General features: G+C 63.1%; 24 protein-coding genes and 1 pseudogene. 17 read left to right on the forward strand and 8 right to left on the reverse strand.

The genetic code is table 11. From position 1 onward, the window contains the following. Positions 1-33 precede the first annotated feature (33 nt). From AC20117_RS20785 to AC20117_RS20795, 3 genes and pseudogenes are all read left to right on the forward strand, one after another. Positions 34-210 (forward strand): annotated as a pseudogene (locus AC20117_RS20785) (cytochrome c biogenesis CcdA family protein); the annotation flags it as partial. Positions 211-226: 16 nt separating this feature from the next. Then, complete coding sequence (locus AC20117_RS20790; protein WP_074701875.1) at positions 227-742, forward strand: TlpA disulfide reductase family protein; 516 nt, start codon at positions 227-229, stop codon at positions 740-742. A gap of 305 nt (positions 743-1,047) precedes the next feature. Further along, positions 1,048-1,632 carry a vitamin K epoxide reductase family protein gene (locus AC20117_RS20795; RefSeq protein WP_074703354.1) on the forward strand — a complete coding sequence of 195 codons (585 nt, stop codon included), beginning with the start codon at positions 1,048-1,050 and terminating at the stop codon, positions 1,630-1,632. A 33-nt stretch (positions 1,633-1,665) separates the two neighbouring features. Here the strand turns inward: AC20117_RS20795 and AC20117_RS20800 are convergent, their stop codons facing one another. The 3 genes from AC20117_RS20800 to AC20117_RS20810 all read right to left on the reverse strand — a co-directional run bounded on the left by AC20117_RS20800 (position 1,666) and on the right by AC20117_RS20810 (position 7,919). After that, complete coding sequence (locus AC20117_RS20800) at positions 1,666-2,400, reverse strand: ZIP family metal transporter (protein ID WP_074701873.1); 735 nt, start codon at positions 2,398-2,400, stop codon at positions 1,666-1,668. A 214-nt stretch (positions 2,401-2,614) separates the two neighbouring features. Continuing rightward, positions 2,615-3,364 (reverse strand): AfsR/SARP family transcriptional regulator, encoded by a 750-nt coding sequence (locus AC20117_RS20805; RefSeq protein WP_139186820.1) that lies wholly within the window; start codon positions 3,362-3,364, stop codon positions 2,615-2,617. 346 nt (positions 3,365-3,710) lie between these two features. Next, a complete protein-coding gene (locus AC20117_RS20810; protein WP_236777389.1) occupies positions 3,711-7,919 on the reverse strand; it encodes a Pls/PosA family non-ribosomal peptide synthetase in 4,209 nt (1,402 codons plus the stop codon). Positions 7,920-8,237: 318 nt separating this feature from the next. Here AC20117_RS20810 and AC20117_RS20815 point away from each other — a divergent pair, with 318 nt between their 5' ends. Beyond that, on the forward strand, positions 8,238-9,479 hold the full coding sequence (locus AC20117_RS20815; RefSeq protein ID WP_236777390.1) for a heparan-alpha-glucosaminide N-acetyltransferase domain-containing protein: 1,242 nt from the start codon (positions 8,238-8,240) through the stop codon (positions 9,477-9,479). Between the two features lie 294 nt (positions 9,480-9,773). Here the strand turns inward: AC20117_RS20815 and AC20117_RS20820 are convergent, their stop codons facing one another. Further along, positions 9,774-10,649, reverse strand: a complete 876-nt coding sequence (locus AC20117_RS20820) for a potassium channel family protein (RefSeq protein ID WP_101632665.1) — start codon at positions 10,647-10,649, stop codon at positions 9,774-9,776. Positions 10,650-10,927: 278 nt separating this feature from the next. On the opposite strand from AC20117_RS20820, the gene AC20117_RS20830 reads away from it, so the two are divergent. Continuing rightward, positions 10,928-11,824 (forward strand): aldo/keto reductase, encoded by an 897-nt coding sequence (locus tag AC20117_RS20830; RefSeq protein WP_074701866.1) that lies wholly within the window; start codon positions 10,928-10,930, stop codon positions 11,822-11,824. Positions 11,825-11,993: 169 nt separating this feature from the next. Here AC20117_RS20830 and AC20117_RS20835 read toward each other — a convergent pair whose 3' ends face one another. Both AC20117_RS20835 and AC20117_RS20840 read right to left on the reverse strand, forming a co-directional pair. After that, on the reverse strand, positions 11,994-12,482 hold the full coding sequence (locus tag AC20117_RS20835; protein WP_074701865.1) for a signal peptidase II: 489 nt from the start codon (positions 12,480-12,482) through the stop codon (positions 11,994-11,996). Positions 12,483-12,689: 207 nt separating this feature from the next. Beyond that, entirely contained in the window at positions 12,690-13,277 is a 588-nt protein-coding gene (locus AC20117_RS20840) for a TetR/AcrR family transcriptional regulator (RefSeq protein ID WP_074701864.1), read from the reverse strand. Positions 13,278-13,389: 112 nt separating this feature from the next. Here AC20117_RS20840 and AC20117_RS20845 point away from each other — a divergent pair, with 112 nt between their 5' ends. Both AC20117_RS20845 and AC20117_RS20850 read left to right on the forward strand, forming a co-directional pair. After that, entirely contained in the window at positions 13,390-13,599 is a 210-nt protein-coding gene (locus tag AC20117_RS20845; protein WP_074701862.1) for a hypothetical protein, read from the forward strand. Beyond that, a complete protein-coding gene (locus AC20117_RS20850; RefSeq protein WP_170837962.1) occupies positions 13,596-14,123 on the forward strand; it encodes a hypothetical protein in 528 nt (175 codons plus the stop codon). Before AC20117_RS20845 ends, AC20117_RS20850 begins: the two co-directional genes overlap by 4 nt. 146 nt (positions 14,124-14,269) lie before the next feature. Here AC20117_RS20850 and AC20117_RS20855 read toward each other — a convergent pair whose 3' ends face one another. Continuing rightward, complete coding sequence (locus AC20117_RS20855) at positions 14,270-14,974, reverse strand: DUF305 domain-containing protein (protein ID WP_074701860.1); 705 nt, start codon at positions 14,972-14,974, stop codon at positions 14,270-14,272. Between the two features lie 101 nt (positions 14,975-15,075). Beyond that, positions 15,076-15,483, reverse strand: a complete 408-nt coding sequence (locus AC20117_RS20860) for a four-helix bundle copper-binding protein (protein ID WP_074701859.1) — start codon at positions 15,481-15,483, stop codon at positions 15,076-15,078. Between the two features lie 682 nt (positions 15,484-16,165). Between AC20117_RS20860 and AC20117_RS24390 the strand changes: the two genes are divergently transcribed. The 10 genes from AC20117_RS24390 (at position 16,166) to AC20117_RS20905 (ending at position 24,252) form a co-directional block, all read left to right on the forward strand. Continuing rightward, positions 16,166-16,432 carry a hypothetical protein gene (locus tag AC20117_RS24390; RefSeq protein ID WP_170064954.1) on the forward strand — a complete coding sequence of 89 codons (267 nt, stop codon included), beginning with the start codon at positions 16,166-16,168 and terminating at the stop codon, positions 16,430-16,432. 164 nt (positions 16,433-16,596) lie between these two features. Next, positions 16,597-17,082: a DUF6153 family protein gene (locus tag AC20117_RS20865; protein ID WP_236777623.1), complete on the forward strand. Its 486-nt coding sequence runs from the start codon at positions 16,597-16,599 to the stop codon at positions 17,080-17,082. 117 nt (positions 17,083-17,199) lie between these two features. After that, complete coding sequence (locus tag AC20117_RS20870; protein WP_074701857.1) at positions 17,200-17,817, forward strand: DUF305 domain-containing protein; 618 nt, start codon at positions 17,200-17,202, stop codon at positions 17,815-17,817. Positions 17,818-17,931: 114 nt separating this feature from the next. Beyond that, positions 17,932-18,822 (forward strand): F510_1955 family glycosylhydrolase, encoded by an 891-nt coding sequence (locus tag AC20117_RS20875; RefSeq protein ID WP_083339822.1) that lies wholly within the window; start codon positions 17,932-17,934, stop codon positions 18,820-18,822. 78 nt (positions 18,823-18,900) lie between these two features. Further along, positions 18,901-19,620, forward strand: a complete 720-nt coding sequence (locus tag AC20117_RS20880; protein ID WP_074703351.1) for a GNAT family N-acetyltransferase — start codon at positions 18,901-18,903, stop codon at positions 19,618-19,620. A 31-nt stretch (positions 19,621-19,651) separates the two neighbouring features. Then, positions 19,652-20,401 carry a cytochrome c biogenesis CcdA family protein gene (locus tag AC20117_RS20885; protein ID WP_074701854.1) on the forward strand — a complete coding sequence of 250 codons (750 nt, stop codon included), beginning with the start codon at positions 19,652-19,654 and terminating at the stop codon, positions 20,399-20,401. A gap of 48 nt (positions 20,402-20,449) precedes the next feature. Continuing rightward, complete coding sequence (locus AC20117_RS20890) at positions 20,450-21,061, forward strand: TlpA family protein disulfide reductase (RefSeq protein ID WP_074701853.1); 612 nt, start codon at positions 20,450-20,452, stop codon at positions 21,059-21,061. Next, positions 21,058-22,686 (forward strand): cytochrome c biogenesis protein ResB, encoded by a 1,629-nt coding sequence (resB, locus tag AC20117_RS20895; RefSeq protein ID WP_074701851.1) that lies wholly within the window; start codon positions 21,058-21,060, stop codon positions 22,684-22,686. Before AC20117_RS20890 ends, resB begins: the two co-directional genes overlap by 4 nt. After that, positions 22,683-23,702: a c-type cytochrome biogenesis protein CcsB gene (ccsB, locus tag AC20117_RS20900; RefSeq protein WP_074701850.1), complete on the forward strand. Its 1,020-nt coding sequence runs from the start codon at positions 22,683-22,685 to the stop codon at positions 23,700-23,702. The genes resB and ccsB overlap by 4 nt, the downstream gene beginning before the upstream one ends. A gap of 103 nt (positions 23,703-23,805) precedes the next feature. Beyond that, positions 23,806-24,252 (forward strand): hypothetical protein, encoded by a 447-nt coding sequence (locus tag AC20117_RS20905; RefSeq protein ID WP_074701848.1) that lies wholly within the window; start codon positions 23,806-23,808, stop codon positions 24,250-24,252. Positions 24,253-24,363 lie beyond the last annotated feature (111 nt).

Genomic DNA, 24,363 nt, shown 5'->3' on the forward strand with positions numbered 1-24,363 from the left:
AACGTGCCCTCCCCCGTGCTGTAAAGGAACGACATGAGTATTGGCGGATACTTCGCCGAAATGGTCCAGTCCGGTGCGCTGCTGATAGCGGCGCCGCTGGCCATGACCGCCGGGCTGGGCTCATTCATCTCCCCCTGCATCCTGCCGCTCGTCCCCGTGCACCTCGGTTGCGTGTCCGGGCTGGCCGACCCGTCCCGGCTCGACAACCGGTGCCAAACCGGCTCGCATGGCCACCCAGGCCAAGGCAGGAGACAACAAGAATTACATCGCCGGCGACGGCTCGGTCTCCGAATACGCCCCGGAAGGCCGGGGCAAACCGGTCCAACTGGCTGGCCGGCTCTATGACGGCACGGACGTTTACTCATCCGAATGGGCGGACCAGGTCGTGGTGCTGAACTTCTGGTACGCCGCCTGCGCGCCCTGCCGCATCGAAGCCGCCGACCTCGAAGCCCTGCACCAGGAATTCCAGGACGACGGCGTGCTGTTCTACGGCGTCAACCTCCGCGACACCGCGGCCACCGCGGCGGCCTTTGAACGCAACTTCGGGACCACCTACCCCAGCTTCGATGACACCGGGGGCGGAATTCTGCTCGCCCTCACCGAGTATGTGCCGCCGCAGGCCGTCCCCACCACCCTCGTCCTGGACCGCCGGTCACGCGTGGCCGCCCGCATCCTCGGCGTCGCAGAGAGAAGCACGCTCAAAGCCCTCATCGCCGACAGTGTCACGGAACCTGCCTCATGAGCCAGAGCAACGGACGCGAGATGGCTGGCAGAGCCCTCTGTCAAGAACGCCGGACCCTGCTGGAAGGCTTATGGATGCCGGACGCGCCGCCGTGGGACGAGCTGCCCGAAGAAACCAAGGAACGCTGGCGCAGTACACGGATAAGACAACCACCTAACCGAAACCGGCACGGGCCAGCCGCCCGAAAAAACACGCCCACAGCCCTCATTCCCCTGCGCAAAAGGACCGCCCCTGTGAACACCCGCAACAGCACAACGCACGCCGCTCCCCTAACAGGCCCGGAATTTGAACCGGCAGATAATGCCTTGCCGGCCTTCACCCTCCAGCGCCCGTTCGGGTTCCTGCTGCTGGCCACCGGAGTCGTGGGCTTCGTTGCCTCGGGCATCCTGGTCCTGGAACGGCTGGAACTATACAAGGACTCCGGCCATACGACCAGCTGCGATATTAATCCCTGGGTCTCCTGCGGCCGGGTCATGAAGACCTGGCAATCGGAACTGTTCGGCTTCCCCAATCCCCTGATCGGCATCGCAGCGTTCACCATCATCATCACCATAGCGTTGGCGATACTTTCCGGAGCCCGGTTCAGCCGCTGGTACTGGCTCGGGCTGCAGGGCGGCGTGACGCTGGGCATGGTCTTCGTTGCCTGGCTGTGGAGCCAGGCACTCTTCGAAATCTACATCCTGTGCCTCTACTGCATGGTCGTCTGGGCCGCGATGATACCCATGTTCATCCTGCTGACCGTCAGAAACATGGCCTACGGAATCATCAAAGTACCCGCAGGCCTGGCCCGGGCTGCATCCGAATGGGCGTGGACACTCGTGGCGGTTGTCTACGTAGGGGTGGCAGCCTCGGTTTTCCTGCGCTTCTTCAACGCTTTCCTGGGCACCTGAAGCCGTCCGGCTCCACTCGTTAGTTCCGTGCCTCTAGCCGCCGACATAGACAGAGACCAGGGCGAACAGGGCGAATCCGCCCGTGAGGAAGACCGGTTCCAGCCTGCTGGTCTTGCTCTCGTGGGCCTCCGTGATCATCTCCTCGACCACTACGCTCGTCAGTGCCCCGCCCGTCAAGGCCAGGACAGACAGGGTGAGTATTTCCGGGGCCTCGCGCAGGGCGAAGTAACCGATTGCCGCGCCCAAAAGAATCGGCACGGTGAACCCCAAGGCCATCAGGACGCGGGTGCGGCGGCGGATGCCTGCCCGGCGAAGCGTGGCAACCGCGGCAAAGCCTTCCGGTAAATCGGCCGGAACCTGGCCCAAAGCCAGCAGAAAGCCCAGTGCAGGATTGAGCACGGTAGCTGTGCCGATCATGATTCCGTCGCTGAACAGGTCAAGGGAGACACCGGAGAAGATAGCCAACGGTCCCGCCGCTTGTTCCGAACTCTCGAGCCGGCCCTGGATGAAACCAATGGCGCGTTCGATGCCAATAAAGAACAGACCTCCACCGACAAAAGCGAGGATGGGTACCCACGGTGCAGTGGCTTTCAGCGCCTCCGGCATGAGCTCCAGACCCACGACCGCAAGCACGATACCGGCGGCCAGATGCAGGGCCAGGCTCAAAGCCCGCTCGGACACGTGGAAAAGTTCCGCAGCGACGCCACCCAGGAAATTTCCTGCCGCCGGCAGAGCCGCCAGCGCCAAGACCAGCATGAAACCATCCATCAGATCCCCCCGTCATCGATTTGGGAACGCTACAGGCCCCCGGCCGGAATGCGGCGCCGAACGAGTCCGGCTCACGTAGCTTACCCATGCACGATGGACGACCACCCTGCTGCCAGAACCACGTCGGGCCAACCATCGAAAGGACCCGGCATAGTTTCGATGCTGCCCGTTGATAAGAAAAGTATCATCGGGGTTGCAGCCGGACACTGCCCGGTTAGCGGCGGTTGGCCTCGGGAAGCTCCGGAACAGGATCCTGTCCGCCGGCCAGAAGCGGCCCAACGACATCCATAACAACCGGAGAGGGAGATACGCCGTATTCCTGCCGGAGCCTGAGGCTAAGCGACTGGTAGGTATGGAGGGCTTCCGCATTATTCCCTTCTGCCAGATGGCACTGCATCAGCAACGTGTGTGCGGATTCGCGCAAAGGCTCGATGGCAATGGCCGCGCAGGCAGCCTCCATGGCCGCATCGATGTGCCCCTTAACCAGGAGTATCCCGGCCAGACGTTCGAGCACTGACAGCCGCAAGCGCTGCCATCGTTCCTGTTCCAATACAACCCAATCCTCATACCATCCAGGCAGAAGGTGTGAGTCCTGCATATTCTGCAGCATGGTGCGTACGTGCGAGAGATCGGGTTCCTCTTCCAAACGGGCTGCCCGCACCTTTATTTGTCGGACGTCAACCCCGACATCTTCTTTCAGGCCTACCAAGCGCGCTGTTTGTGACAGCAACGCCGGGACCTGCGGGTTTACGAGAAAGATGCTCTCGCGAAGGCTGCCGGCAGCCTGCGCGTCGGTACTGTCCGGCCATAACAATGCAGCCAGGGAAGATCGTGGTTGCCCGCCCAAAAGAGCCAAAACAGCCAGCAGACGCTGTTGGCGTAAGGCCACTTTGACTGGACGGCCCGCGCGCTGCAGTTGCCATCCTCCCACCAACCGCAATTCCCATATGCTCTCGGTAGTCATGACGCCGAAGCCCCCAACCAACTCCCCAAGGAACCGGCTGGATTATCCGGCTCCGTTCCGGGACACCCCCAAGACCACGGATATTCAGAATCGCCAAGACAGGGGGCGCTGTCAACCGGTACCTGACCGGATCCAAGAAAAACCCAAGGTCGAGCCGCCGGAACTCGGGAAGGATACGGGCCTGGACAGCAAGCTGAAGCAGCCGACCGATAAGGCCGTCCCTCCCCTAATCGCGCTTGAATCCGCGTTGGATGCGCAGGCGTGGACCTCCGAGCATGCTTGCCTCTGAGCGAATGGGGCTTGAGCGATGGTTAAACGTTCACCGGCATGTTGCCGCCTCCTGCGCCTAAGCCGGAACGCCTGAATGCTTCCCCGGCTTCGTTCTGCGATCCCTGCTTCCCGCTGATCCCAGGTGTCCGTACCAGCCGGCCAAGCGGTGACGCGGTGTGTTCCGCAGTCCTTCCAAGGACTGCTGGCGGATGCCGCTATCCCTTATTTCGCGTGCCGGATTGGCGCCGTAAACGGTGTGTTCCGGGACTTCTTCGCCCTTCATCAGGAACGAGTCGGCCAGCAATGTCGATCCGCTGTGCATGGTGACGCCGTAGTTCACGAAGGATTCAACACCTAGCGAGCAGCGGTCCCGGAGGGTGATGTAGTCGGATTTGAAGGTGCCGTCTTCCATCGAATGGCTTTGGATGGCTGTGCCTTCGTTGAGCGCGCAGTCGTCGCCGATCGAGACCAGCGTCTTTTCCGGAATGTCGCAGCCGGCATCGTAGAGCCGCTTTCCGACCCTCACGCCGAGCAGTCTCCAGATCATGGGTTTGAAGGGAGTGCCGCTGAACGGTGCCACGGCGAGGAGTTTCCAGAGGCGTTCGTGGTGCCAGAAGTAGGGGTCGTAGATGGAACAGTACTGGGGCTTCAGCCGGCCGAAGCCCAGCACGGAGCGCTCGGCAACCACACTAATCAGGATGCCGACGATCAGGAACACGATGGTCGCGACTCCCACGGCCAGTGCGCCGAACTCGTCGTAGAAGGTTACGGCGATGGCCGAGAGCAATGTCGCTTCGAAGAGCAGGAACCACCGTACGGTCAGGAACAGTGCCATGGTCACAAGGTTGTGCTTGTTCTTGGCTTTGATGAGCGGTTCTTTGATTTCTTCGTTTTTGAGTTCGTCGAATTCCCTGTCCCGGTCGACAGTTCTGGGGATTTCGAATGGTGGGGATCCGAGCAGGCCTACGCCTTCCCGGAGTGGCCCGTTGATCGGGATCATGACCTTGGTCGCGAGTAGGCAGTTGTCTCCGGTGCGCGCAGCGAGTGGGAAGGTGATGTCGTTGCCGAGGAAGTTGCGTTCGCCGATGGTGACGCGTGAGACGCGGAAGGACGAGCTGGAAAAATCCGCGTTCATGATGTTCAGGCCGTCCGAGACCATCGTGCCGGAACCGACGGAGCTGAGGTAGGGCGTTTCGTGTGCGACTTCGGGGCCGAAGTTCGATCCGGTTTGTTCGACTTTGCCCAGGTCGTATCCCAGGGCCTGCAGGAAATGCACGATGTATGAGCTGTCGCCGAAGATGTCCTTGTACATTTTGGCGTTCGTCATGCGGGCGATCACTCTCTGGATCGTGAAGTGCACGCCGTAGAGCGGGTAGACGGTGTCGGGTTTCAGCGCGCGGTTCAGGATCCTGGGGACGGTGAGCACGAAGACGAGCCCGGTGAGGAGTCCGCCGTAGAACAGCAGCATGGTGGCGGCCAGCACGTCGAGGTAGAAGCGCGGGTTGTCTAGCTCCAGGTGTTGGCTCTCCAGGTAGTCCGGCAGCAGCGCGGCCAGGCCGACGAGGCCTACGGGGAGGACCAGGACGAAGCGGTTGAACAGCTGCAGCAGGCTGTAGATGACCCTGCGGCGGGTGGTGCAGTTCGCGGGTTCGACCGTCCGGTAGTTTGCGTCCGTGGGTACGGCCGGGGAACCGTGCCAGGTCTGTCCGTCCGGCACTGATTGTGAACTCTGCAGTGACGACGCGTGTCCGAGCTGGGCGTTGTCGCCCATGGAGGATCCGATGTCCAGGGTGGTCTTTTCGGAAATGAGGACGTTTCGTCCCAGTGTTACCGGGCCGGTCTCGATGGCGCCGGGGCGGGCGCGGTAGCCGAGGAAGAACGAGTTCTTGTGGATGACGGTGTCTGCTCCGATGGTGATCAGGTCGGTGCAGACCGGGACGGTGCGGGAGAAGATCACTACGTTCTTCCCGATCTTCGCCCCCAGCGCGCGGAGGTAGAGGATGTAGAGGGGGGAGCCGACGAACATCACGAGGGGATTGGCCCGGGTAAGTGTTTTGACGGCCCAGAACCGGATGTAGGCCATGCTCCAGAGCGGAATCTCGGCTGGCTTCCACCGGCCGACCAGTATCCACTTCATGATGATGGGGGCGATGGAGAGCGCCACGAACGTCGCTGCCCCGAAGCCGACGGACCGTACCCACATGTCGATCAGGCTGGTGCCTTCGGAAACCCAGGTGAATCCGAAGATCAGCAGGAACGCGGCGTACGTTGTGTAGCCCAGGAATATCAGCAGCTGGATGGCGCCGCACAGCACGAAGCTGCCGGTACCGGGCAGCGGACGCGCAGGCACCGCTTCACGTAGCGTGGGCTGTTCCGGTTCAAGGGTGGCTGCGGACTGGGCAGCGTCCAGGACCACGGCCAGCTGCCGCACGGTCGGGGACTGGTAGACGTCCTGCATGGCGATCGGCGGCAGCCCGGTGTGCTTTCTGACCCTGGCGCTGAAATGCGCGAGCAGCAGCGAGTTCGCTCCCAGGTCCTCAAAGAAGTTCGCCTCGGCCGACACCCGCTCCAGGCTCAGGACTGCGCCGAGCTGCGTTGCCAGGGCTTCTTCCGTTTCGGTCGCCGGGGCAGTGTAGCTTTCGGGACCGGTGAGGCTGCGCCTGTTCGTCGGGGCGGGCAGCTTCTTACGGTCCGCCTTGTCACTGGCCATCATGGGGATGGCATCGAGGCGTTCGAAATACGCCGGCACCATGTAGCCGGGCAGGAGCTTCCTCAGCATCTCGTGGATCTTCTGTTCGTCCGCGTCCCTGTCGTGGCGGACGGTGTAGTACGCGACAAGCTCCACGAAACCAGGCGCCGGCTCATAGGTTCCCACGACCGCCTGGGCGACTCCGGGAGCCTTCAACAGCACGGACTCGATCTCCGTCAGCTCGATCCGGTAGCCGCGGATCTTGACCTGGGTATCGATACGGCCGAAGTACTCGATCTCACCGTCCGCGTTGATCCGCCCCAGATCCCCCGTGCGGTAGATACGCCCCGACGGATTGTTCCCGATCCCCAGGAAATCGGGAATGAACGCCTTTGCGGTCAGGTCATCGCGGTTCACATAGCCTCGTGCCAGCCCTACACCGGCCAAGCCGATTTCACCGGTTTCGCCCGGGCCCAGCGCCCGGTTCTCCTCCGGGTCAAGGATGACGGCGGAATAGGTCGGCAGCGGCACGCCCAGCGTGACCGGACGGTCCGGATCCACCACGTTCCACGTCGCGGTGACGGTCGCTTCGGTCGGACCGTAAACGTTGAGGAAGCGCAGACCGGGCCGGTGCCAGCGCACGATCAGGTCCCGGGGACAGGCCTCCCCGGAGACCAGCAGGAAGCGCAGATCCGGCAGCTCCTCCTCGATGGTTGCAAGCAGGGTCGGCACGCAGCACAGCGCGGTGATCTGCTTCTCCGTCAGGAACGCTGAAAGTTCGGTCCCGAGCAGGCTCGTCCCGCCGGGTTTGGGAACCAAAGTTGCCCCGGCCAGCCAGGGAACCCAGATTTCCTCCACCGAGAAGTCGAAGGCCAGTGTCATGCCCTGATAGACACGGTCCGAGGACCGGTATCCGTAGACGTCGGACGCCACACGGACAAAGTTGCAGATGCTGGCATGGTCAACGGCCACGCCCTTGGGCCGGCCGGTCGAGCCGGAGGTGTAGATGATGTACGCCAGCTCATCGGGTGTGCCCCAGTCCGACAAGTTGGTCAGGCGGGATGATTCGCACCCTGATATGTGCAGATGCTCGTGGTCGAGGCACACCACGGGAGCCGCGACCTCAGGAAGCAGGTCCTTCAAGTGGCTGAGCGAGAGCACCATCGCGGCGTCCGCGTCCTCAACGATGTATTTCAACCGGTCGGAGGGAAACGCCCGATCCATCGGCACATACGCGGCACCGATCTTCAGCACGGCCAGCATGGCCACATAGGCACGCCACGGCTGGTCGAACAGCAGAGCGATGCGGTCACCGGGACGTGCTCCCGACACCAGCAAGTGGCGCGCGAGCTGGTTGGCGCACCCGTCCAGGTGCTTGTATGTCAAAAGGACATCTCCGGCATCCACCGCCGGGTGGGTGCCCTGTCCCTCTGCCAGGAGCTGGTCGCAACGGTCTTCAAAAAGCCGCTCCAACCGTTCACCTGGACGCCAGCGGATGGACTGGTCAGGGGAAGCTGATGTCAGAACGGCGCCATCCCCCACCCCCTCATTCGTGCAGATCCGGCCCTGAAGCTCCACCGGGCGGGATGTGACCACGTCAGTTCTCGCCTTTTTTCCCATATTGCTTCTCCCCATCGCATGAGAACCCACAGATAGGGCCTAGTGGAACGCAGAGCCTGTTATCCGGTCGTCACGGTGCCGTTACTGACGAACAAAACCGTGAGATTCCGTATGCAACTACGTGAAGTTAGAGGACCTTGGGCGCACCATCTCAAGCATTATTGTGTTCGAGGCCGAGAGGCAGGCACTCAGGATTTTCCAAGTTTTGGACTTTAGGTTGATCCGGAAGGTCGGATACCGACATTGCCGGGCCGGATGCCGCTGTTCCGGCATTACTGTCCCTGAGGAGCGCCTGTGCCGAAGGCAGATGACACCAGTGAAGGGGTCCAGCTGCCGCATTCCTCCGAGCAGGTGGCAGGGAGCCGCACGCCCCGGGTGAGGGGTGTTGACGCGGCGCGCGGCGTGGCGTTGCTGGGGATGCTCGCCGTCAACGTGCTGCCAGCCGAAACGGCAAATCACGGGCCGACAATGACGACGATGTTATTGGCGGGGCACGCAGCGGCACTTTTCGCGGTCCTCGCCGGCGTTTCACTGGCATTTATTTCCGGTGGGCGCCGCCGGTTCCAAGGGCGCCCGCTGTTGGCGGCAAAGGCCGGGCTTGCGGTGCGGGGCGTACTCATTCTGGGGCTTGGCCTGTTGCTAGGTTACGCGGAACCGGGCCCGGCAATTATCCTGGCCTATTACGGTGTGATGTTCCTGCTGGCGGTACCGCTGCTGGGCCCGCCACCGTGGGCATTGGTCGTCATTGCAGTCGGCTCCGCCACACTGGCACCGGCGCTCCTGCTGGGCCTGCAGGGCGATCTCCCTACGGTGCAAACGGACAACGCCACGTTCACTGACATTTTTGAAGAGCCGGTCGGGTCGGCGGGCCTCTTGACGTTCACAGGCTTCTACCCGGCAGTACCGTGGATGGCTTATATCTGTGCCGGGATGGTGATCGGGCGGCTCAATCTCTCTTCGCGCCGATCCGCGGCCAGGCTTCTGATAGGCGGTGTCCTGCTCGCACTGTTGGCATGGGGTGTCTCGGCGTTCCTGCTCGGGCCCGCCGGGGGCTTTGGCCAGCTCGTTGCTTCGTCGCCGGGCCTTGCGGCGGATGACGTGAGCGAAGTCTTTGTCTATGGCCCGGACTCGGGCTTGCACGGCGGGTCCTGGTGGTGGTTGGCGGTAATGGCGCCGTACTCGTCGATGCCTTTGGAATTGCTGCATACGATCGGTATGTCCGCGGCAGTACTTGGGCTCGTATTGCTGCTGGGCAAAGCGTTCGATCCGATTATCGGCGTCCTGGCCCCGGCGGGGAGCATGACCCTGACCCTGTATTCCGCCCATCTGCTCTTCGTGTCCACCGGGTTCCTCGGCGACAGGCCCTTTGTCTCGCTGGCTGTCCAGACCGGCGCGGCGGTCATCTTCGCCGTGGTCTGGCACAGCACGAAAGGGAAAGGGCCGCTGGAAAGACCGCTGGGTGCGTTATCCGAAAAGGCCCGCAACCGGATCAGACATCGGCACCGGGAAGCCCTGGATCCGGCCGCCGCGGAGTAGACACCTTCCGAACACGCCAGGGCTTCGGGGATTCGCGGTGGGCCGCTGTGAGTCGTTGGTCCCTTATCGTTCGCCGGTACACGGCTTACGTCTGGTAAATCTGCTGCACCGGAAAATTACAGGCCGAGCGGTGGCTCACGGAGAACGTTTTTCGTAGCCGCGAGAAAAATCCCGATTCAGCTTCCCGGCTGGTCTTTCAGGGGCTCCTGCCGTACCGGATACGGCCAAAAGCCTTCTGTGGATAGAGTTCCTCACTGCCTGGCGCCGCACTCTGGGTGCGGTACCGGGTCCGGGTCAGCCTTGGGTGCCTTGGCCGTGGTCGTTCGCGTAGGCCGCGAAAACGTCTTCGGGGTTCTCGTCCTTGGGCACGAAATCCTCTCCGAGTTTTTTCGCCAACTGCTCCAGTGCGACGGAGATCCGCCGGGCGCTGAGCTGTAGGTCCTTGCTCGGGGAAGCAGCCGCCGCTTCCCGCAACGCCAGTGCGTACGGCAGCTGCCGGGCCAGGGAAAGGTCCGGGTCCTCCTCTTGAAAGTAGTAGCTCTCCGTGTACTGGGTGAAGTCGATGCGGACCTTCTCCAGCTGGGCCGTCAGGGTGTCCAGGATACGGGTGGCTACAGCATGGTCAACTTCGCCGAGCGTCTTGGCGTAATTGATGTCGGCAAGACCTTTGAGCTCCAGGGCCAGTGACCGGCGCCGGGACAGCGGAGGATAAACCTGGGTGAACCAGGTCAGTGCCGCGGTCAGCAGGGCGAAACCGGTCAGCCCCTGCAGCGGGGAGGCCAGGCGAACCCACGGGTCGGTGGCCACGACATCCCCAAAGCCCAAGGTCGCCAGGGTCACGAGGGAAACGTAGATTGCCTCAGCGATGTCGGGATAGTCTGCTGGATTCACCCCCGGGGAGTACATGAAACCGCCCGGGATATGCGGGTAGTAGATCAACGCCCAGCCGATTGTCTGCAGGGCCACCCACAGCAGGATCACGGCTACCATCGCCGCAGGTCCCACGGCAGATCCCAGCCGGTGACCGGTGGCCCTCGACGCCCGCCAGACACCCGAGAGCACCAGATGGCTCAGGTAGCCTTTGCCGCTCGGGTGCAGCAAGCTGTGAAACATGTCGATCAATCCCAGTACGGCGAGTGAAATTCCTGCCACTGTCAGAAGTACATCCACGTCCGGCCTCCGTCTTTGGTGTTGTTCCAGTCGTCCTGGCCCGCAGGTTCGCTCATATGGCCGGCAAGTAACCGGCCGCCTGGCATCCCGGCGCCCGTATCAATCACGATCCCATCGGAGAAGGCTCCATCGTAGGCAGGGCGGCAACGCCTCTTCATGTTGCCGGCGCTTCTGCACGCTTGCCTTGCGGCTTCCGCGAGGAGAAACGGCACAGCTTCCTGCGACGAAGTTCACGAGTCTCAGTAATCTAGCAGTACTGAGGACAAGAGGAACTTAGGATGCAGAAGAAGTTGTTGGGACAAACCGGCCTGTTCGTTTCCGAGCTTGGGTTTGGGGCCGGTGGATACTGGGGGTTTACAGCCTTTCCCGAGAAGAAGGCGGCCGCGCTGATCGACATAGCCCTCGAGCACGGAATCAACCTTTTCGATACCGGCCCCAACTACAGCGCCGGGAACGCTGAAACCAGGTTGGGCAGAATCCTTAAGGAAAGGTCCGCAGAACCCGTCGTGGCTACCAAGGTAGGCACCAGATTCGTCGACGGCAGGCATATCAAGGACTTCACCCCGGACGGCATCGAAAAAAGCATTGTCTCGAGCCTTAGAAACCTTCAGCTGGAGCGACTACCGCTGGTTCATTTCCACGGATTCCCCCGACCGGCAGAACCGGCAATCGACAAACTCCTGGACCTCAAGGACCGGGACCTGATCGGCCACATTGGCGTCTCCGCAAACGGCTCCGGCGCCCGGAAAACTGTCGACATGGACGTCTTCAATTCGCTGATGATCGAATACAACGTCATCAACAGGGCCGGCCCGGCAAAAATCATCGACACAGCCGGCAGCCGGGGCATGGGGGTGCTGGTCAAATCCCCGCTGGCACAAACCCTGTTTTCGAACGATATTTTCAAAATCAGGCGCCGAAGCGACATCTGGTATCTGCTCAGGGCAATGAAGAATCACAGAAGCAAGTTCACTCGCGGCCGGAGCTACCGGTTCCTCAACCATATTGACGGCATGACCGGCAGCGAAGCGGCCCTCAACTTTGTGCTCGCCAACCCTCATGTCACCAGCGCCATCACCGGAACCGTCGATGCCCAACATCTTGTCAGCAACATCGAGGCCGCGGGCAAAGGCTTGCCGCCGGAACTGCTGAAGAGAATCGAGTCGACCGGATAGGTCCCGCCGAAGGCGCAACCGGCGCGTAGAGCGCGAAGACCGAGTTCGCAGTGCCCTTCCGGCGCACCTGCCAAACCGAACGGTGACTCCGCAACGCCGGCCTGTCAGGGGATCGGCGCGGCCATGTTCCGTCGCCGTCAGCGTGCTGACCAAGGGCCCGGTTTCCCAGCTAGCGGCGGGCCCGCCGTCTGCTCAGGGCAGCCAGGCCGAGCAGGCATACCCCGGCAACCAGCCACACTTCAGCGAGGTTGAAGTCGGGGAGCCATCCCGTATAGAAGTATTCGATGTGACCGCGTCCCTCCACCCGGCCAACCAGCTCTGCCGTCGCCCCGCCAAGAATCAACGCGCTGGCCATCAGATCCGGGGTATGCCCAGCCATTGCAGCATGCAGTGTGTAAGCACCCAGGATGATGACGGCCAAACCCAGTCCTATAAGGAGTATCCGCTCAGGAAATCCAACAGCGTCAGAGTCGGATTGCGTATCGTAGGACGGTCGCAGCTGCAGGATCCCGAAATCGAAAACCTGGGCAGCAGGCATGCGGGCCATTGTCCAGGATTTGAGGCCCAGATCCGCGACCGCCAGAAGAGCTGCCGTCGCATAAACCTGCACCAGCCGGCGAAAAACCGGAACACGTTCCGAAGCCTCCGGCCCAGTCATTGGAGTCCTGTCTTTTGTGCCATGTAGAACGTACCGGTGTTCAGCGAGGAAATCCGCTGGCCGTGCCCCATACTTCCTGTCTCCGTACTTTAGGATACGACCGGCAGCCGGCGGACACGGCAGGCGTGCGCCTTTCCAGGGGTACAAGGGCGGGAGGCGAAGGCCTGGTTTCTTCTTCCACCCCGCTTGGTGACGGCTTCGTCCGACTTACACGTTTCCTGTTGCGCCCTCAGGGAATTTCAGGCCGGACATGATGACGGCGACGAGCCGGTGAACGGCATCCTGGGATGACAGCGTGTTTGCCGCTGCGAGGGCATGCAGGCAGTAGACAGCTAGCTCCTCCGGCGAAACGTCAGTCCGCAGGTCACCGGCGTCCGCCGTCTCGCCTATTAGATCCCGGATGAAATCTTGGAGATGCTGTTGGGCTCGGGAAATATGCCCGCCATGGTGAAGCAAGGCTGCGAGTTCGGTGCCGTGATGTTGATAAGAGATCCGCGCGTAGGCTTCCAGTACGGCTTTGAGCCGCCCGGCAGGGTTGCCGGCCCCGTGCCGGATCCCGGCCAGCTGTTCCAGATGGCCGGTGACTTGGCGTTCGTGCCAGGCGGCCATGATCGCATCGACATCCGGGAAGTATTTGTAAAGCGTGGCCCTTCCGATGCCGACCGCCTCGGCGACCTGGGTCATCGTCACCGAGGCAAGCCCATGCCTGTGCACGAGGTCTGCAGTCGCGTCCAGTGTTGCAGCCCGTACGGCATCGCGGTGGGCCGCTATCGTCTCGTTCCACAGTTTGGGCACGCTTTTAGTTTAGGGTGCGCGGTAAGACCGGGAGCGATCAAGACACTTTGTATCGTAAAATACTGTTATCGACCGCCGTTGATGCCAGCCCTTTAAGAGGAGAACCCCGCTCATGGACGAACCGCACAACAACCCCCGGCAGGACCGGCAGACCGGTTCCGGCCGCGATTCCGCTCCGCGGACGCCCCGCTGGGTATACGTCTTCGGAATCATCACCGCCGTCCTCGTCCTGGCGTTTGCGATCTTCCACCTTGCCGGCGGTGGCCTCGGCAGGCATGCTCCGGCCTCCAGCGGCTGGGAGTACGGCGTACAGCTGTCATGAAAATGCCTCCGCGGCTTCGCAAGCTGGCCCTCACCGCCCACGTCACGGCGTCCGTTGGCTGGCTTGGTGCCGTGGCCGGGTTCCTGGTCCTGGCCATCGCCGGCCTGGGCAGCAGGGACCTGCAGACCGTGCGCGCTGCCTACATTTCCATGGAACTCATCGGCTGGTTCGCCATCGTCCCGCTGAGCCTTGCGTCGTTGCTGACCGGACTCATCCAGGCCCTGGGCACTGTTTGGGGGCTGTTCCGGCACTACTGGGTGCTTGCGAAACTACTGATAACCGTCGTTGCCAGTTTCCTCCTGGTCGTACACATGCAGCCGGTCAGCCTTATGGCCGACCGGGCTGCCGGGACGTCCTTGGCCTTCGCTGACCCGGACGGACTGAAGGTCCAGCTGCTCGCTGACGCCGGCGCCGCCTTGGCTGTTCTGCTCGTGGCCGTAGTGCTCTCGGTTTACAAGCCCCAGGGCAGGACCCGGTACGGGTGGCGCAAGCAGCAGGAACAGCGCGCGGCGTGGTTGCCGTGAGGCTGCCCCGGCTGCCGGTGCATGCCGCACTTCAGGCCTCGCCCACTATGACTGCTCTGATCACCAACATCCTTTTTTCTTAATCAGCATGCCGCAGCAAACCCTGAAAATGTCTATCAACCGGCAGTCAGGGTTCAAGCTGCGGTTCAGTCCTCCCCCTCCTGTGCGGAGAGCCAGGTGCGGAAGTCGACAACTTCCGCTTCCTGATTCAGGATTCCGGTGGCCGCAGCCACCCGCAGCTGGGCATGGGGCGCCCTGGACTGCGGCTCCAGGAATTCGATAATCCCGCCCTGGTGATGCGGGATCATGCGCACGACGAAAGCCTTGTCAAAACCTTCGCCATCTTCGACCTGGCGCAGTTCTTTGATCATTTGTTCGGTTTCACGGTCCATCTTTGCCATTTCCCGGCGGGCTTCCCGGGGAGCTTCTTCCTTCGCCTCCTCGGGTGTCAGGCCGTACCATTCATCCAGCCATCGGGTGAACTGGTCGATCTGGTGCTGCTGGTTGGCGATGATGTTCTCGGCATGGGTACGGACGTCCGGGCTCTCGCCCCGCTCAAGTTCGAGCTCAGCCATTTCAATGGCGGCACGGTGATGCGGAATGATCGCCGCCATGAACGTTACTTCGAGGTCTTTGCCTTCCAGATTGGCCAGGGTTTCGCCGAACTCATAAACGGTGGGAGAGGTTGGCTCCGGCTGCTCCCCCGATTCAGCCGTATGGGCCTGCGTCAGTACTGTTGCCGGCACTTCCGTTGCGGCAGTTGCTACCGGTGTGCTGCCCAGCATGGCCGCCAGCATGGCGGCGGAAACTGCAGCTGCGGCGCGGCCGCGGCGGGCGTGATTTGTTTGCATCGTCTTACGTCTTTCGTTCATATTCGTGTTTTGGTTCCGCCACCGGGCAAGGGGACGTCCCCCTGGGACCTCCCCTCACCCTGGCGGGACTTGGCCGCTGGTTAGCCCAGTGAGCCCAGCAGCTCGGCGCAGGCCTGTTCACAGCGGCGGCAGGCCTCGGCGCAGACGCGGCAGTGGTCGTGCATGGAGGCGTGCCGTTCGCATTCGTCGGCGCAGGCCTTGCAGACGGTCCGGCAGGCTTCCAGGACGACGCGGGTGACGTTGGCGTCGTACCCGGTGTGGCGGGACAGCGTGTTGCCGGTAGTGACGCAGATGTCGGCGCAGTCGAGGTTGGTGCGGATGCACTTGGTCAGGTCGGCGACCATGTCTTCGCTGAGGCACGCATCCGCGCAGGCCGTGCAGGTCTGCGCGCATTCGAAACAGGCCCGGATGCACTCGATAAGTTTCGCCTTGTCGACGTTCCCCAGGTCCTTGGGGTACGTGTCGAGCATTGTCTGTACGTGTGTCATTGTTCTTCTCCGATTCGTTCTTGGTGTCACCGGTGGCGGTTGCGGCCACCATGGTTTCGGTACGGTGCGTTGTGCCTGTCTTGCTACCGGATCCTGCCTGCCTCCCCGTTGAAAACGCCGGAACGGTCGCCGGCGAGGGGAAGGCATGCGGGCAGGGCCGCTCAACGAGCGCCATCCGCCAGGCGGCCGGCACCCGGCAGACACGGGGCCCGGTTTATGTCCGGCTGATCGACATCTCAATGAGGGATGGTGACTGCGGAGGCGGCCCCGGATCCATGCCCGTCGGCGACGGTGCTGCTGCGGGCGGATCAGTCAGTGCGTGCTCGGGCAGGACCAAAACGGCTTGCCCTTCGGGGCGCTGGACGGCTGCAGAGGTGTCCGGTGCCGCGTACTTTCCACAGCAGTCATGGCGGTGGCCTTCTGCATGAGGCGCCGTGTCCAGCGCTGGTCCTATCCCCGGACCCACTTCAGGCTTTACGTGGTGGGCATGCCCGGCCGCTGCTGGCTCCGCAGAAATCCGGCCACCTGCTTCCGGCTGCCCGGTGACGCACACGGACATCACGCTCGCAACGAGAAGCGTGAGGGCCACACCGACAATGATGCTTCGCCAGGCCCCCACCCGGTGAAGCATCGCTGCAGGACGTCTCGTAAGCCGGATCATGATCCTTCCATAGGGACGAACATGTGTGGCCCACACTACCGATGCGCCTCAGGTCCGGCTACCCCAAAAGCCGAACTGCACCATAAAGCGAAAGCACAGCACAACCGCCAACCGACCGCCAGCAGCTTCGCCTCGATCGGCCGCGGGGTCAAAGCCGACGTCGGTGCCTCCGCCAGCTACGGCAAGATGATCCTGAACCTCATCTGGGCCAAGGGCTACAAGGTCATCGCCGTTCCCTGGCCGCGGGCTTGCCGGTCTTTGCCAGCGTCGCAATCTCCCCTGCAGTAGCAGGCGAACTGATGCCGGTGTCCACCATCGTCGTGGCCCTGAACGCCCAGCTGCTGCGGCCGGATCAAGCTCGATGCCGCCGCGGTGCAATAAGCCGTAGCCGTGGCGCAGAACACAGGCCCTGCCGGATTCGGCAGGGCCTGTACAGCTTCGGTACCCTTGACATGGGACCGATCAGGATCGACTGGAAGGCAGGACTGATGAACCACCGCATCATGTCAGGCCTCTCCCTGCCCATCCGACACTCCCTGACACTGCTTTTGGGCCTGGCAGCGGTTATCACCGGGATCCTCGGGATGCACATCCTGAACATCTCCCACGGCCCCGGATCCGGCAGCCTCGACGTAACCGTCACGACAGCTGCCGCCCATACCGCGAGTCATTCGTCTGATGCGGAAGCCGCCGTATCCAGCCACGCCACGCCCCCAGACTCAGCCGGTTGCACCGGGCCCTGTGGAGGCGAGCATGATTTGATGGCCGCCGCCTGCGTGCTGATGATGGTGGTGGCCAGCTTCGCCCTGTTTTTCAAGCCAAACCGGCTGCGGACCGAAAGCCGGCACGGTTTGCGGGCACCGCCCCACCCTGTGCCCTGGTCCACGTCCATGCTCCGGCCTCCTTCGCTCGTTCAGCTCTCTATCAGCCGCACCTAGAATCCCTGCGCCTTCTCCCCTATGGGCGAGGCGTGTTTCCGCATGCCCTGCAGCGTGTAGAGGGCATGCTCACTGATAGCCAGCAGTATTTGAGAACATTTTTTGAAGGAATTCACCATGAAGCGCTTTAGCGCCATTTCAGCAACCGCCGTTGCCGCCGCCCTCTTTCTGGCCGGCTGCGGCTCGGACACAGGATCGGACACCGCCGAAGGAACCATGCCGGGCATGGACCACGGCAGCATGTCTGCATCCCCCTCGGCTGCCTCTTCCGGGGTCGCCGCCGACAATAACAGCGCGGACGCCATGTTCGCGCAGATGATGCTCCCCCACCACGAGCAGGCCGTGGAAATGAGCGACATCATGCTCGCCAAGGACAACCTCGATCCGCAGATCATGCAATTAGCCGAAGACATCAAGGCCGCCCAAGGTCCGGAAATCGAGAAAATGACCGGCTGGCTGCAAGCTTGGGGCGAGCCGATGGAAATGTCCGGCGATCACGCCATGGAAGGCATGATGAGCCCGGACGACCTTGCCCAGCTTGAGGCAGCCCAGGGCGATGAGGCAGCCCGGATGTTCCTGACCCAGATGATCGCCCACCACGAAGGTGCCGTGGCAATGGCTGAAGAAGAAATCGCCAACGGGCAGGACCCTGACGCCGTCGCCCTCGCCGAGGCGGTTGTCGCTGACCAGAGTGCAGAAATCGAGAAGATGAAAGAACTTCTCGCCGGTCTCTGACATCTTCTTTCACGCAACCGGGCACAGAACCGTTCCTGTGCCCGGACAACGTGCTATCCCTCCCCCAGGCCCGCGTACGCGGCTGCCGTCCCCTTATTGGAGACTCTTTCCCTGATGAACCGTTCACCCATGTCCCTTAAGTCCTCCCGGATCCGCGTCTGGAAGCGGGGAGCCCTTACCTCTGCTGCCATGTCCGTAGCGTTGCTCGCCGCAGGCTGCGCCCAACCCGCGGAAACCCCTGATCCTGCCGCTGATACCGGTGCCTCCCCCTACGGCCACGTACACGGCATGAGCGTCGACCCGGCATCCGGCAAGGTCCTGCTGGCCACGCACGATGGCCTCTTCAACGTCACGGCGGAGAAACCCGAAAAGATCGGGCCGACCATCGACCTGATGGGCTTCTCACCCGCCGGAAACGACCATTTCTACGCCTCCGGCCATCCCGGCCCCGGGTCGGATCTACCGAACCCGGCGGGGCTGATCCACTCGACCGACGGCGGGAAAACCTGGGAACCGCTTTCCCGCCAGGGTGAATCCGATTTCCACGCCCTGACCGTGACACGTAACGGGATCGTCGGATTCGACGGCGAACTGAGGCTCACCGGAGATCTGGAGACCTGGACGACTTCGGAAACAGACATCCGCCCCTACAGTTTGGCCGGCACCTCGCTGAGCCCGGTTGTCCTGGCCACAACGGAAGAAGGCGTCCAGCGCTCGGACGACGGCGGTGAAACCTGGGAACTGCCGGCGAATGCACCGGTAATGCTCCTGACGACATTCGCCGACGAGGCCACGGCCGTCGGCGTCGCCCCCGACGGATCAGTCCAGGTCAGCCGCGACGCCGGAAAAACGTGGCAGGAGTCCGGCGGTGCCGTTTCCGGTCCGCCCGCAGCCATCGCAGCTGCCCCAGGCGAGGAGGGACAGCTGCAGATCTGGGTAGCCACAGCCGCCGGCATAGAGCACTCGGCAGACAGCGGGGCGACTTTCAGCGTACTTGAAAGCTGACCGGCCATGTCAATCGCTCCCGTGACCTTCCGGCATGCCACCTCGCTGCCGCCCGTACCGCTCCCCCAGAAAGTGCCCATGACAGCCCCGATTCTTCCCCGGGTGGTCATACGCCCCGCGACCGGTGATGACCTCGCACTGACCGCCTCACTGCAATGCGCCTTCCTGCCCCATGGCTTGTTCCCCAGGCTGGGCGAGAAGTTTGTCCGCCGCTGGCATGCAACGTATCTGAACGCTCCGCACGGAACTGCGCTGATGGCCGAACTTGTAGCTCCGGACGGGAACCGGCAACCTGTGGGTTTCCTCGTCGGCGCCACCGACCAGGTCCGGCACGTCGACGACGTCCTCGGAAGGCATCGGATACGGCTGGGTACAGCAGGTGCCGGCGCTCTGGCCCTTCGCCCCCGCCTGGCCGCGCATTTCCTGCGCACCCGTGCCGGGGCGTATCTGCGCAGGCTGCTGAAACGACCTCCGCAGCGTGTTCCTGCCGGCGCCGTACGGCCCAGTGCCGCGGCAAGCGGTGCACCGGCACAACCCCGCACCGCCGTCATCACCGCTGTGGCGGTCATTCCAGAGGCCAGAGGCAGCGGAGCCGGCAAAGAATTGGTCACGCATTTCCTGACACAGGCGCGGGCAAAAGGCGCCGTCCGGGCCGAACTCGCCGTCATCGCCGGAACCGGCAGCGCGGAGGGGTTTTATGCGCGGCTGGGCTGGTCAGTGGTAGAGGAACATCTCTCCAAAGACGGTTCACTGACCAGAACCTACCGCTACGAGTTCGGTACAGGGACAGGCAAATGAGTGCGGACTACAGGGGTACGGGGGCATACCGTTGACCATCGGAGTGTATTTCGCGGAGATGGTCCAGTCGGGTGCGCTGCTGATAGCTGTTCCCCTGGCGATGACCGCAGGAATCGTTTCCTTCATCTCCCCCTGCATCCTGCCTTTGGTCCCAGGCTATCTCGGGTATGTCTCCGGCCTGGCCGATCCTGCCGCTCCGGATAACCGGCGACGCGTGATGACCGGGGTCGGCTTGTTCATCCTGGGATTCGCCGCCGTGTTCACGCTCTATGGCGCTGCATTCGGTGCAATCGGCGGGTGGCTGCTGCGCTGGCAGGACCTCCTCATCCGCGTCCTCGGCATCTTCGTCATCGTCATGGGCCTGGTCCTGATCGGAAAGCTCTCCCTGATGCAGCGGACCATGCGGCTGCCGTTCAAACCGAAAACCGGTGTGGCCGGAGCGCCGATGCTTGGCATCGTCTTCGGCCTCGGGTGGACACCCTGCATGGGGCCGACCCTCAGCGCGGTACTGGCGTTGAGCACGACGACCGGCGGCGCCTGGCGCGGCGCACTGCTCGGCTTCGTTTACTGCCTGGGCCTGGGCATCCCGTTTGTCATGGTCGCCATGGGGCTGAACTGGGTAAGTACCACGCTGGCCTTTATCCGCCGCCACATCAGGACCTTCAACCTCATCGGCGGCGGCCTGCTGATCCTTGTCGGCGTCCTGATGGTCTCCGGCATCTGGATGCTCTGGATCTACCAGCTCCAGAACCTCGCCGGCACCTACCTCACACCCGTCTAACCGGCACCAGTCCTGCTGAAGAAACCCAAACCGTGGAAAGAATGACTCATGAAACTCTCCCTACTTAGCCGCCGCCAGGCTGCTGCCGCTGCCCTCACCGCCTCACTGCTGCTTTCCGGCTGTGCGGCCGAAGATCCGTTAGCGGAAAAGGTCAACGCCGGAACCAACAGCTACGTGGCCGGCGACGGTTCCGTTGCCGAATACGCTGAAGGTATCCGCGGCGAAACTGTCCGGCTCAGCGGTCAGCTTTTCGACGGAACCACGGTGAGCAATGATGACTGGGCAGGCAAGGTCACCGTGCTGAATGTCTGGTATGCAGCATGCGCGCCATGCCGGGTCGAAGCGCCGGACCTGTCCGCCCTGCACGCCGAGTTCGAGCCGCAGGGGGTGCAGTTCTACGGGATCAACACCCGGGACGAGGCAGCCACCGCATCCGCATTCGAGCGCACCTTCGGCATCGAGTATCCGAGTTTCAAAGACAAAAACGGACAAATCCTGCTCGCGCTGACCGACTATGTGCCGCCCCAGGCCGTACCGACAACCCTGGTGCTGGACAAGGACGGCCGCGTCGCTGCCCGGATCCTGGGCATCGCCGAAAAGAGCACCCTCACGGCGATTATCGAGGACGCTCTGGCGGCACCTGGCACTGAGAAGCCATGACGACGACCAATCTCCCGCCGCAGAAGCCTCGCGAGGATGTCGACCTGCCACGACTCGGGCCAGCCGGCATGCTGCGCTGGGCGTGGCGCCAGCTGACGAGCATGAAAACCGCACTGCAACTGCTGCTGCTGCTGGCGGTGGCGGCAGTGCCCGGGTCGCTGTTTCCCCAGCGCCCGGCGAACCCCGCCGTGGTGGCCCAATACATTCAGGACAACCCCGAAACAGGGCCTTGGCTGGACCGCTTCCAGCTGTTCGACGTTTACTCCTCGGTCTGGTTCTCCGCGATTTACCTGCTGCTCTTCATCTCCCTGATCGGTTGCGTCATCCCGCGGGCCGTCCAGCACTGGAAGGCCCTGCGCTCCCAGCCGCCACGGACGCCCCGGCGCCTGTCCCGGCTCCCTGAATACGGGACGATGACCGTCGCCGCCGGCACGGCCCTGACCCCGGACCGGGCCATCGAGGACGCTGCCAGGATCCTCCGCCAGCGCGGCTACCGGGTGCAGCTGCGCGATACCGGCACGGACCTGCCCTCGGTGGCAGCCGAACGCGGATACCTGAAAGAAGCCGGCAACCTTGTCTTCCACACCGCGATGATCGGCGTGCTGGTGTCCATCGCCGTCGGCGGCATGTTCGGCTACCGGGGACAGAAACTCATCATCGAAGGCGAGGGGTTCACAAACTCCGAACCCGGCTACGATTCCTTTTTCCCCGGTACCAGCTTCAACCCCGGGGCCCTCGTCCCGTTCTCGCTGACTCTGAACAATTTTGACGTCACCTTCGACCGCAACCCGGCCAGCTACGGCAATCCCATCGACTTCACGGCGGATATGACAGTCCAGGACAGTCCCTCGGACGCACCGCGGCAGGAAACCCTGCGGGTCAATGAACCCATCGGATTCGGCGGCACGAACGTCTACCTGATCGGCAACGGCTACGCTCCGGAGATAACGGTCCGCGACGGGGAGGGCAACATCGCGCTGCAGGGACCGGTCCCTGCACTTCCCACTGACGCAACCTACAACTCGACGATCGTCATCAAGGCACCGGACGCCCGGCCCGACCAGCTGGGTTTCGTTGGTTTCTTCCTGCCCACGGCCATGATGGACGAGAACGGGGTGGCCTTCGGCTCTGATCCGGACCCGTACAACCCGCAGCTGAACCTGAACTCCTACACCGGGGATCTCGGGCTCGACGACGGCAATCCTGTTTCGGTCTACCAGCTCGATACCACCGAACTGACACAGCTTAACGGCAGGGACCTGCCGGACGGCGGCATCGTGCTCGGCGCCTACCAGACGTACGAACTTCCGGACGGCAAGGGATCCATCACCTTCGACGGACTGAAACGCTACGTCGCCCTGGACATCGTGTACGACCCCGGCAAGGCGGGGGCATTGGTCTTCACCACGCTGGCGTTGCTCGGGCTGATCATCACGCTCACGACCGCAAGGCGCAGGGTCTGGATCCGCGCCGGCCGGCACGAAGACGGACGCACCATGGTCGAATACGGGCTTCTGGCCCGCGGAGAGGACCATTCCCTGGCCAAGGAAGCCATCCGGATCGGATCGGCCCTGACCACACACTGGAACAAAGCGGACGATCAGAACAGGCAGGCAACACCATGATTACGGTCAACGAAACCCTCGGCCAGTACAGCGAGCTGTTCATGCTGCTGGCCGCCCTGACCTATACGGTTTCATTCATCGCGTTCGCCGCCGACCTGGTCCGTGCCCGTAAGGTCGTGACGGCGCCGGCGGAACCGGCGCAGGAACCGGTACTTGCCGCTGCCGGCACCCCGGGTACAGTGCAATGGACGCATGGTTCCGGGGGCGGCAAGGCGAACGAGCACAATGACGCCGTGGTGGACGACGCCATGGGCTACAAGGCGCTGCGGCGTCCGGCGGCGCGGATCGGCGTCGCCGTCGGCGTCCTGGGCCTGGTTGTCCATGCCGCCGGCGTGGTCACCCGCGGCATGGCAGCCCTCCGCGTGCCGTGGGGCAACATGTATGAATTCACCACCACCGGCGCCATGCTGGTCATGGCGGTGTTCCTTACGGCACTGCTGTTCCGGGACCTGCGTTTCCTCGGAACCTTTATCACCGGTCTGGTCCTGGTCATGCTCATGGCCGGAGCGATCGCGTTCCCCACCCCCGTCGCGCAGCTCATCCCGGCCCTGCAGAGCTACTGGCTCATCATCCACGTCTCCGTCGCGGTCCTGTCCGCGGCGATCTTCACCCTGACGTTCGCGCTCTCAGTCCTGCAACTGGCAAAAACCCGCCAGGAAAAAAGAGGCAAACCCCGCACGGCCGGGCTGCTGCGGCTGGTGCCCAGCCCCGTCAGCCTGGAGCAGCTGGCCTATAGGCTCAACGCCATCGGATTCATCCTCTGGACCTTCACCCTCATGGCGGGCGCCATCTGGGCCGAGGCTGCCTGGGGACGCTACTGGGGCTGGGACACCAAGGAAGTATGGACCTTCGTGATCTGGGTCGTCTACGCCGGTTACCTCCATGCCCGCGCCACCCGCGGCTGGGACGGCACCCGGGCGGCCTGGCTCTCGATCATCGGCTACCTGTGTGTCATCTTCAACTTCGCGGTGGTCAACGTCTACTTCCCCGGCCTGCACTCCTACTCCGGCCTCTAAACACCAAAGCCGGTCATGCCTCCGGCGGCAGCCAACGCTCCCGACTGCCGCCGGCGGCAAATACCAACAACGACGAGAGGAGAGCATCATCGCCGCTACACCGGTGCCGCCTGCCGCGTTCTCCTTGCGCAGGATCCTCCCCTTACTGGCGGGGCTGCTGTTCGTCATGTCCTGCATGCTGGGCACACCTGCCTCCTCGTCCGGCCACAATGTTTCCGGCACTCCGGCAACCCACGCCGGCGCCGCCACCGCTGCCGGCCAGCAACAGCCTCCTGCGCCGGGGAACAGCAGCGCGCTCTCCGCTGCCCACGAAACAGCGGTCAAAACCACCGCGATGCCCGCCGCAGGCACTTGCAGCGACAGCGGACACATGTTCCTGGCCGACTGCGTCCTCACCCCCGCAGCTGCTGCACCGGCAGGGGCCCCGGCACCGGACCTGCACTGGGCAACTCCCGGGTACCGTTTCGATGTGCTGCCCCGTGCCCCTGGTCTCATCACGCGGCTGCCGCGGCCGCCCTCACTCATACAGCTTTCCATCAGCCGAACGTAGAGCCGGACATTCGCGTTCCGCCCATGCCCCCACAGGGCAAGCATGCCGAACGCTTCCCCTCCTGCCAGCTTCAGCATCGGTGACCCTTGTGGTCCCTCTTGGAAAGAAAGC

Source organism: Arthrobacter crystallopoietes, assembly GCF_002849715.1.
GTDB classification, from domain to species: domain Bacteria; phylum Actinomycetota; class Actinomycetes; order Actinomycetales; family Micrococcaceae; genus Crystallibacter; species Crystallibacter crystallopoietes.

What these genes read in the sequence shown, in the direction of transcription:
- AC20117_RS20790 (WP_074701875.1), top strand. Translation starts at nt 227, where the DNA reads ATGGCCACCCAGGCCAAGGCAGGAGACAACAAGAATTACATCGCCGGC.
- AC20117_RS20800 (WP_074701873.1), bottom strand. Translation starts at nt 2,400, where the DNA reads ATGGATGGTTTCATGCTGGTCTTGGCGCTGGCGGCTCTGCCGGCGGCA.
- AC20117_RS20805 (WP_139186820.1), bottom strand. Translation starts at nt 3,364, where the DNA reads ATGACTACCGAGAGCATATGGGAATTGCGGTTGGTGGGAGGATGGCAA.
- AC20117_RS20830 (WP_074701866.1), top strand. Translation starts at nt 10,928, where the DNA reads ATGCAGAAGAAGTTGTTGGGACAAACCGGCCTGTTCGTTTCCGAGCTT.
- AC20117_RS20835 (WP_074701865.1), bottom strand. Translation starts at nt 12,482, where the DNA reads ATGACTGGGCCGGAGGCTTCGGAACGTGTTCCGGTTTTTCGCCGGCTG.
- AC20117_RS20845 (WP_074701862.1), top strand. Translation starts at nt 13,390, where the DNA reads ATGGACGAACCGCACAACAACCCCCGGCAGGACCGGCAGACCGGTTCC.
- AC20117_RS20850 (WP_170837962.1), top strand. Translation starts at nt 13,596, where the DNA reads ATGAAAATGCCTCCGCGGCTTCGCAAGCTGGCCCTCACCGCCCACGTC.
- AC20117_RS20855 (WP_074701860.1), bottom strand. Translation starts at nt 14,974, where the DNA reads ATGCAAACAAATCACGCCCGCCGCGGCCGCGCCGCAGCTGCAGTTTCC.
- AC20117_RS20860 (WP_074701859.1), bottom strand. Translation starts at nt 15,483, where the DNA reads ATGACACACGTACAGACAATGCTCGACACGTACCCCAAGGACCTGGGG.
- AC20117_RS24390 (WP_170064954.1), top strand. Translation starts at nt 16,166, where the DNA reads ATGTGTGGCCCACACTACCGATGCGCCTCAGGTCCGGCTACCCCAAAA.
- AC20117_RS20865 (WP_236777623.1), top strand. Translation starts at nt 16,597, where the DNA reads ATGGGACCGATCAGGATCGACTGGAAGGCAGGACTGATGAACCACCGC.
- AC20117_RS20870 (WP_074701857.1), top strand. Translation starts at nt 17,200, where the DNA reads ATGAAGCGCTTTAGCGCCATTTCAGCAACCGCCGTTGCCGCCGCCCTC.
- AC20117_RS20875 (WP_083339822.1), top strand. Translation starts at nt 17,932, where the DNA reads ATGAACCGTTCACCCATGTCCCTTAAGTCCTCCCGGATCCGCGTCTGG.
- AC20117_RS20880 (WP_074703351.1), top strand. Translation starts at nt 18,901, where the DNA reads ATGACAGCCCCGATTCTTCCCCGGGTGGTCATACGCCCCGCGACCGGT.
- AC20117_RS20890 (WP_074701853.1), top strand. Translation starts at nt 20,450, where the DNA reads ATGAAACTCTCCCTACTTAGCCGCCGCCAGGCTGCTGCCGCTGCCCTC.
- resB (WP_074701851.1), top strand. Translation starts at nt 21,058, where the DNA reads ATGACGACGACCAATCTCCCGCCGCAGAAGCCTCGCGAGGATGTCGAC.
- ccsB (WP_074701850.1), top strand. Translation starts at nt 22,683, where the DNA reads ATGATTACGGTCAACGAAACCCTCGGCCAGTACAGCGAGCTGTTCATG.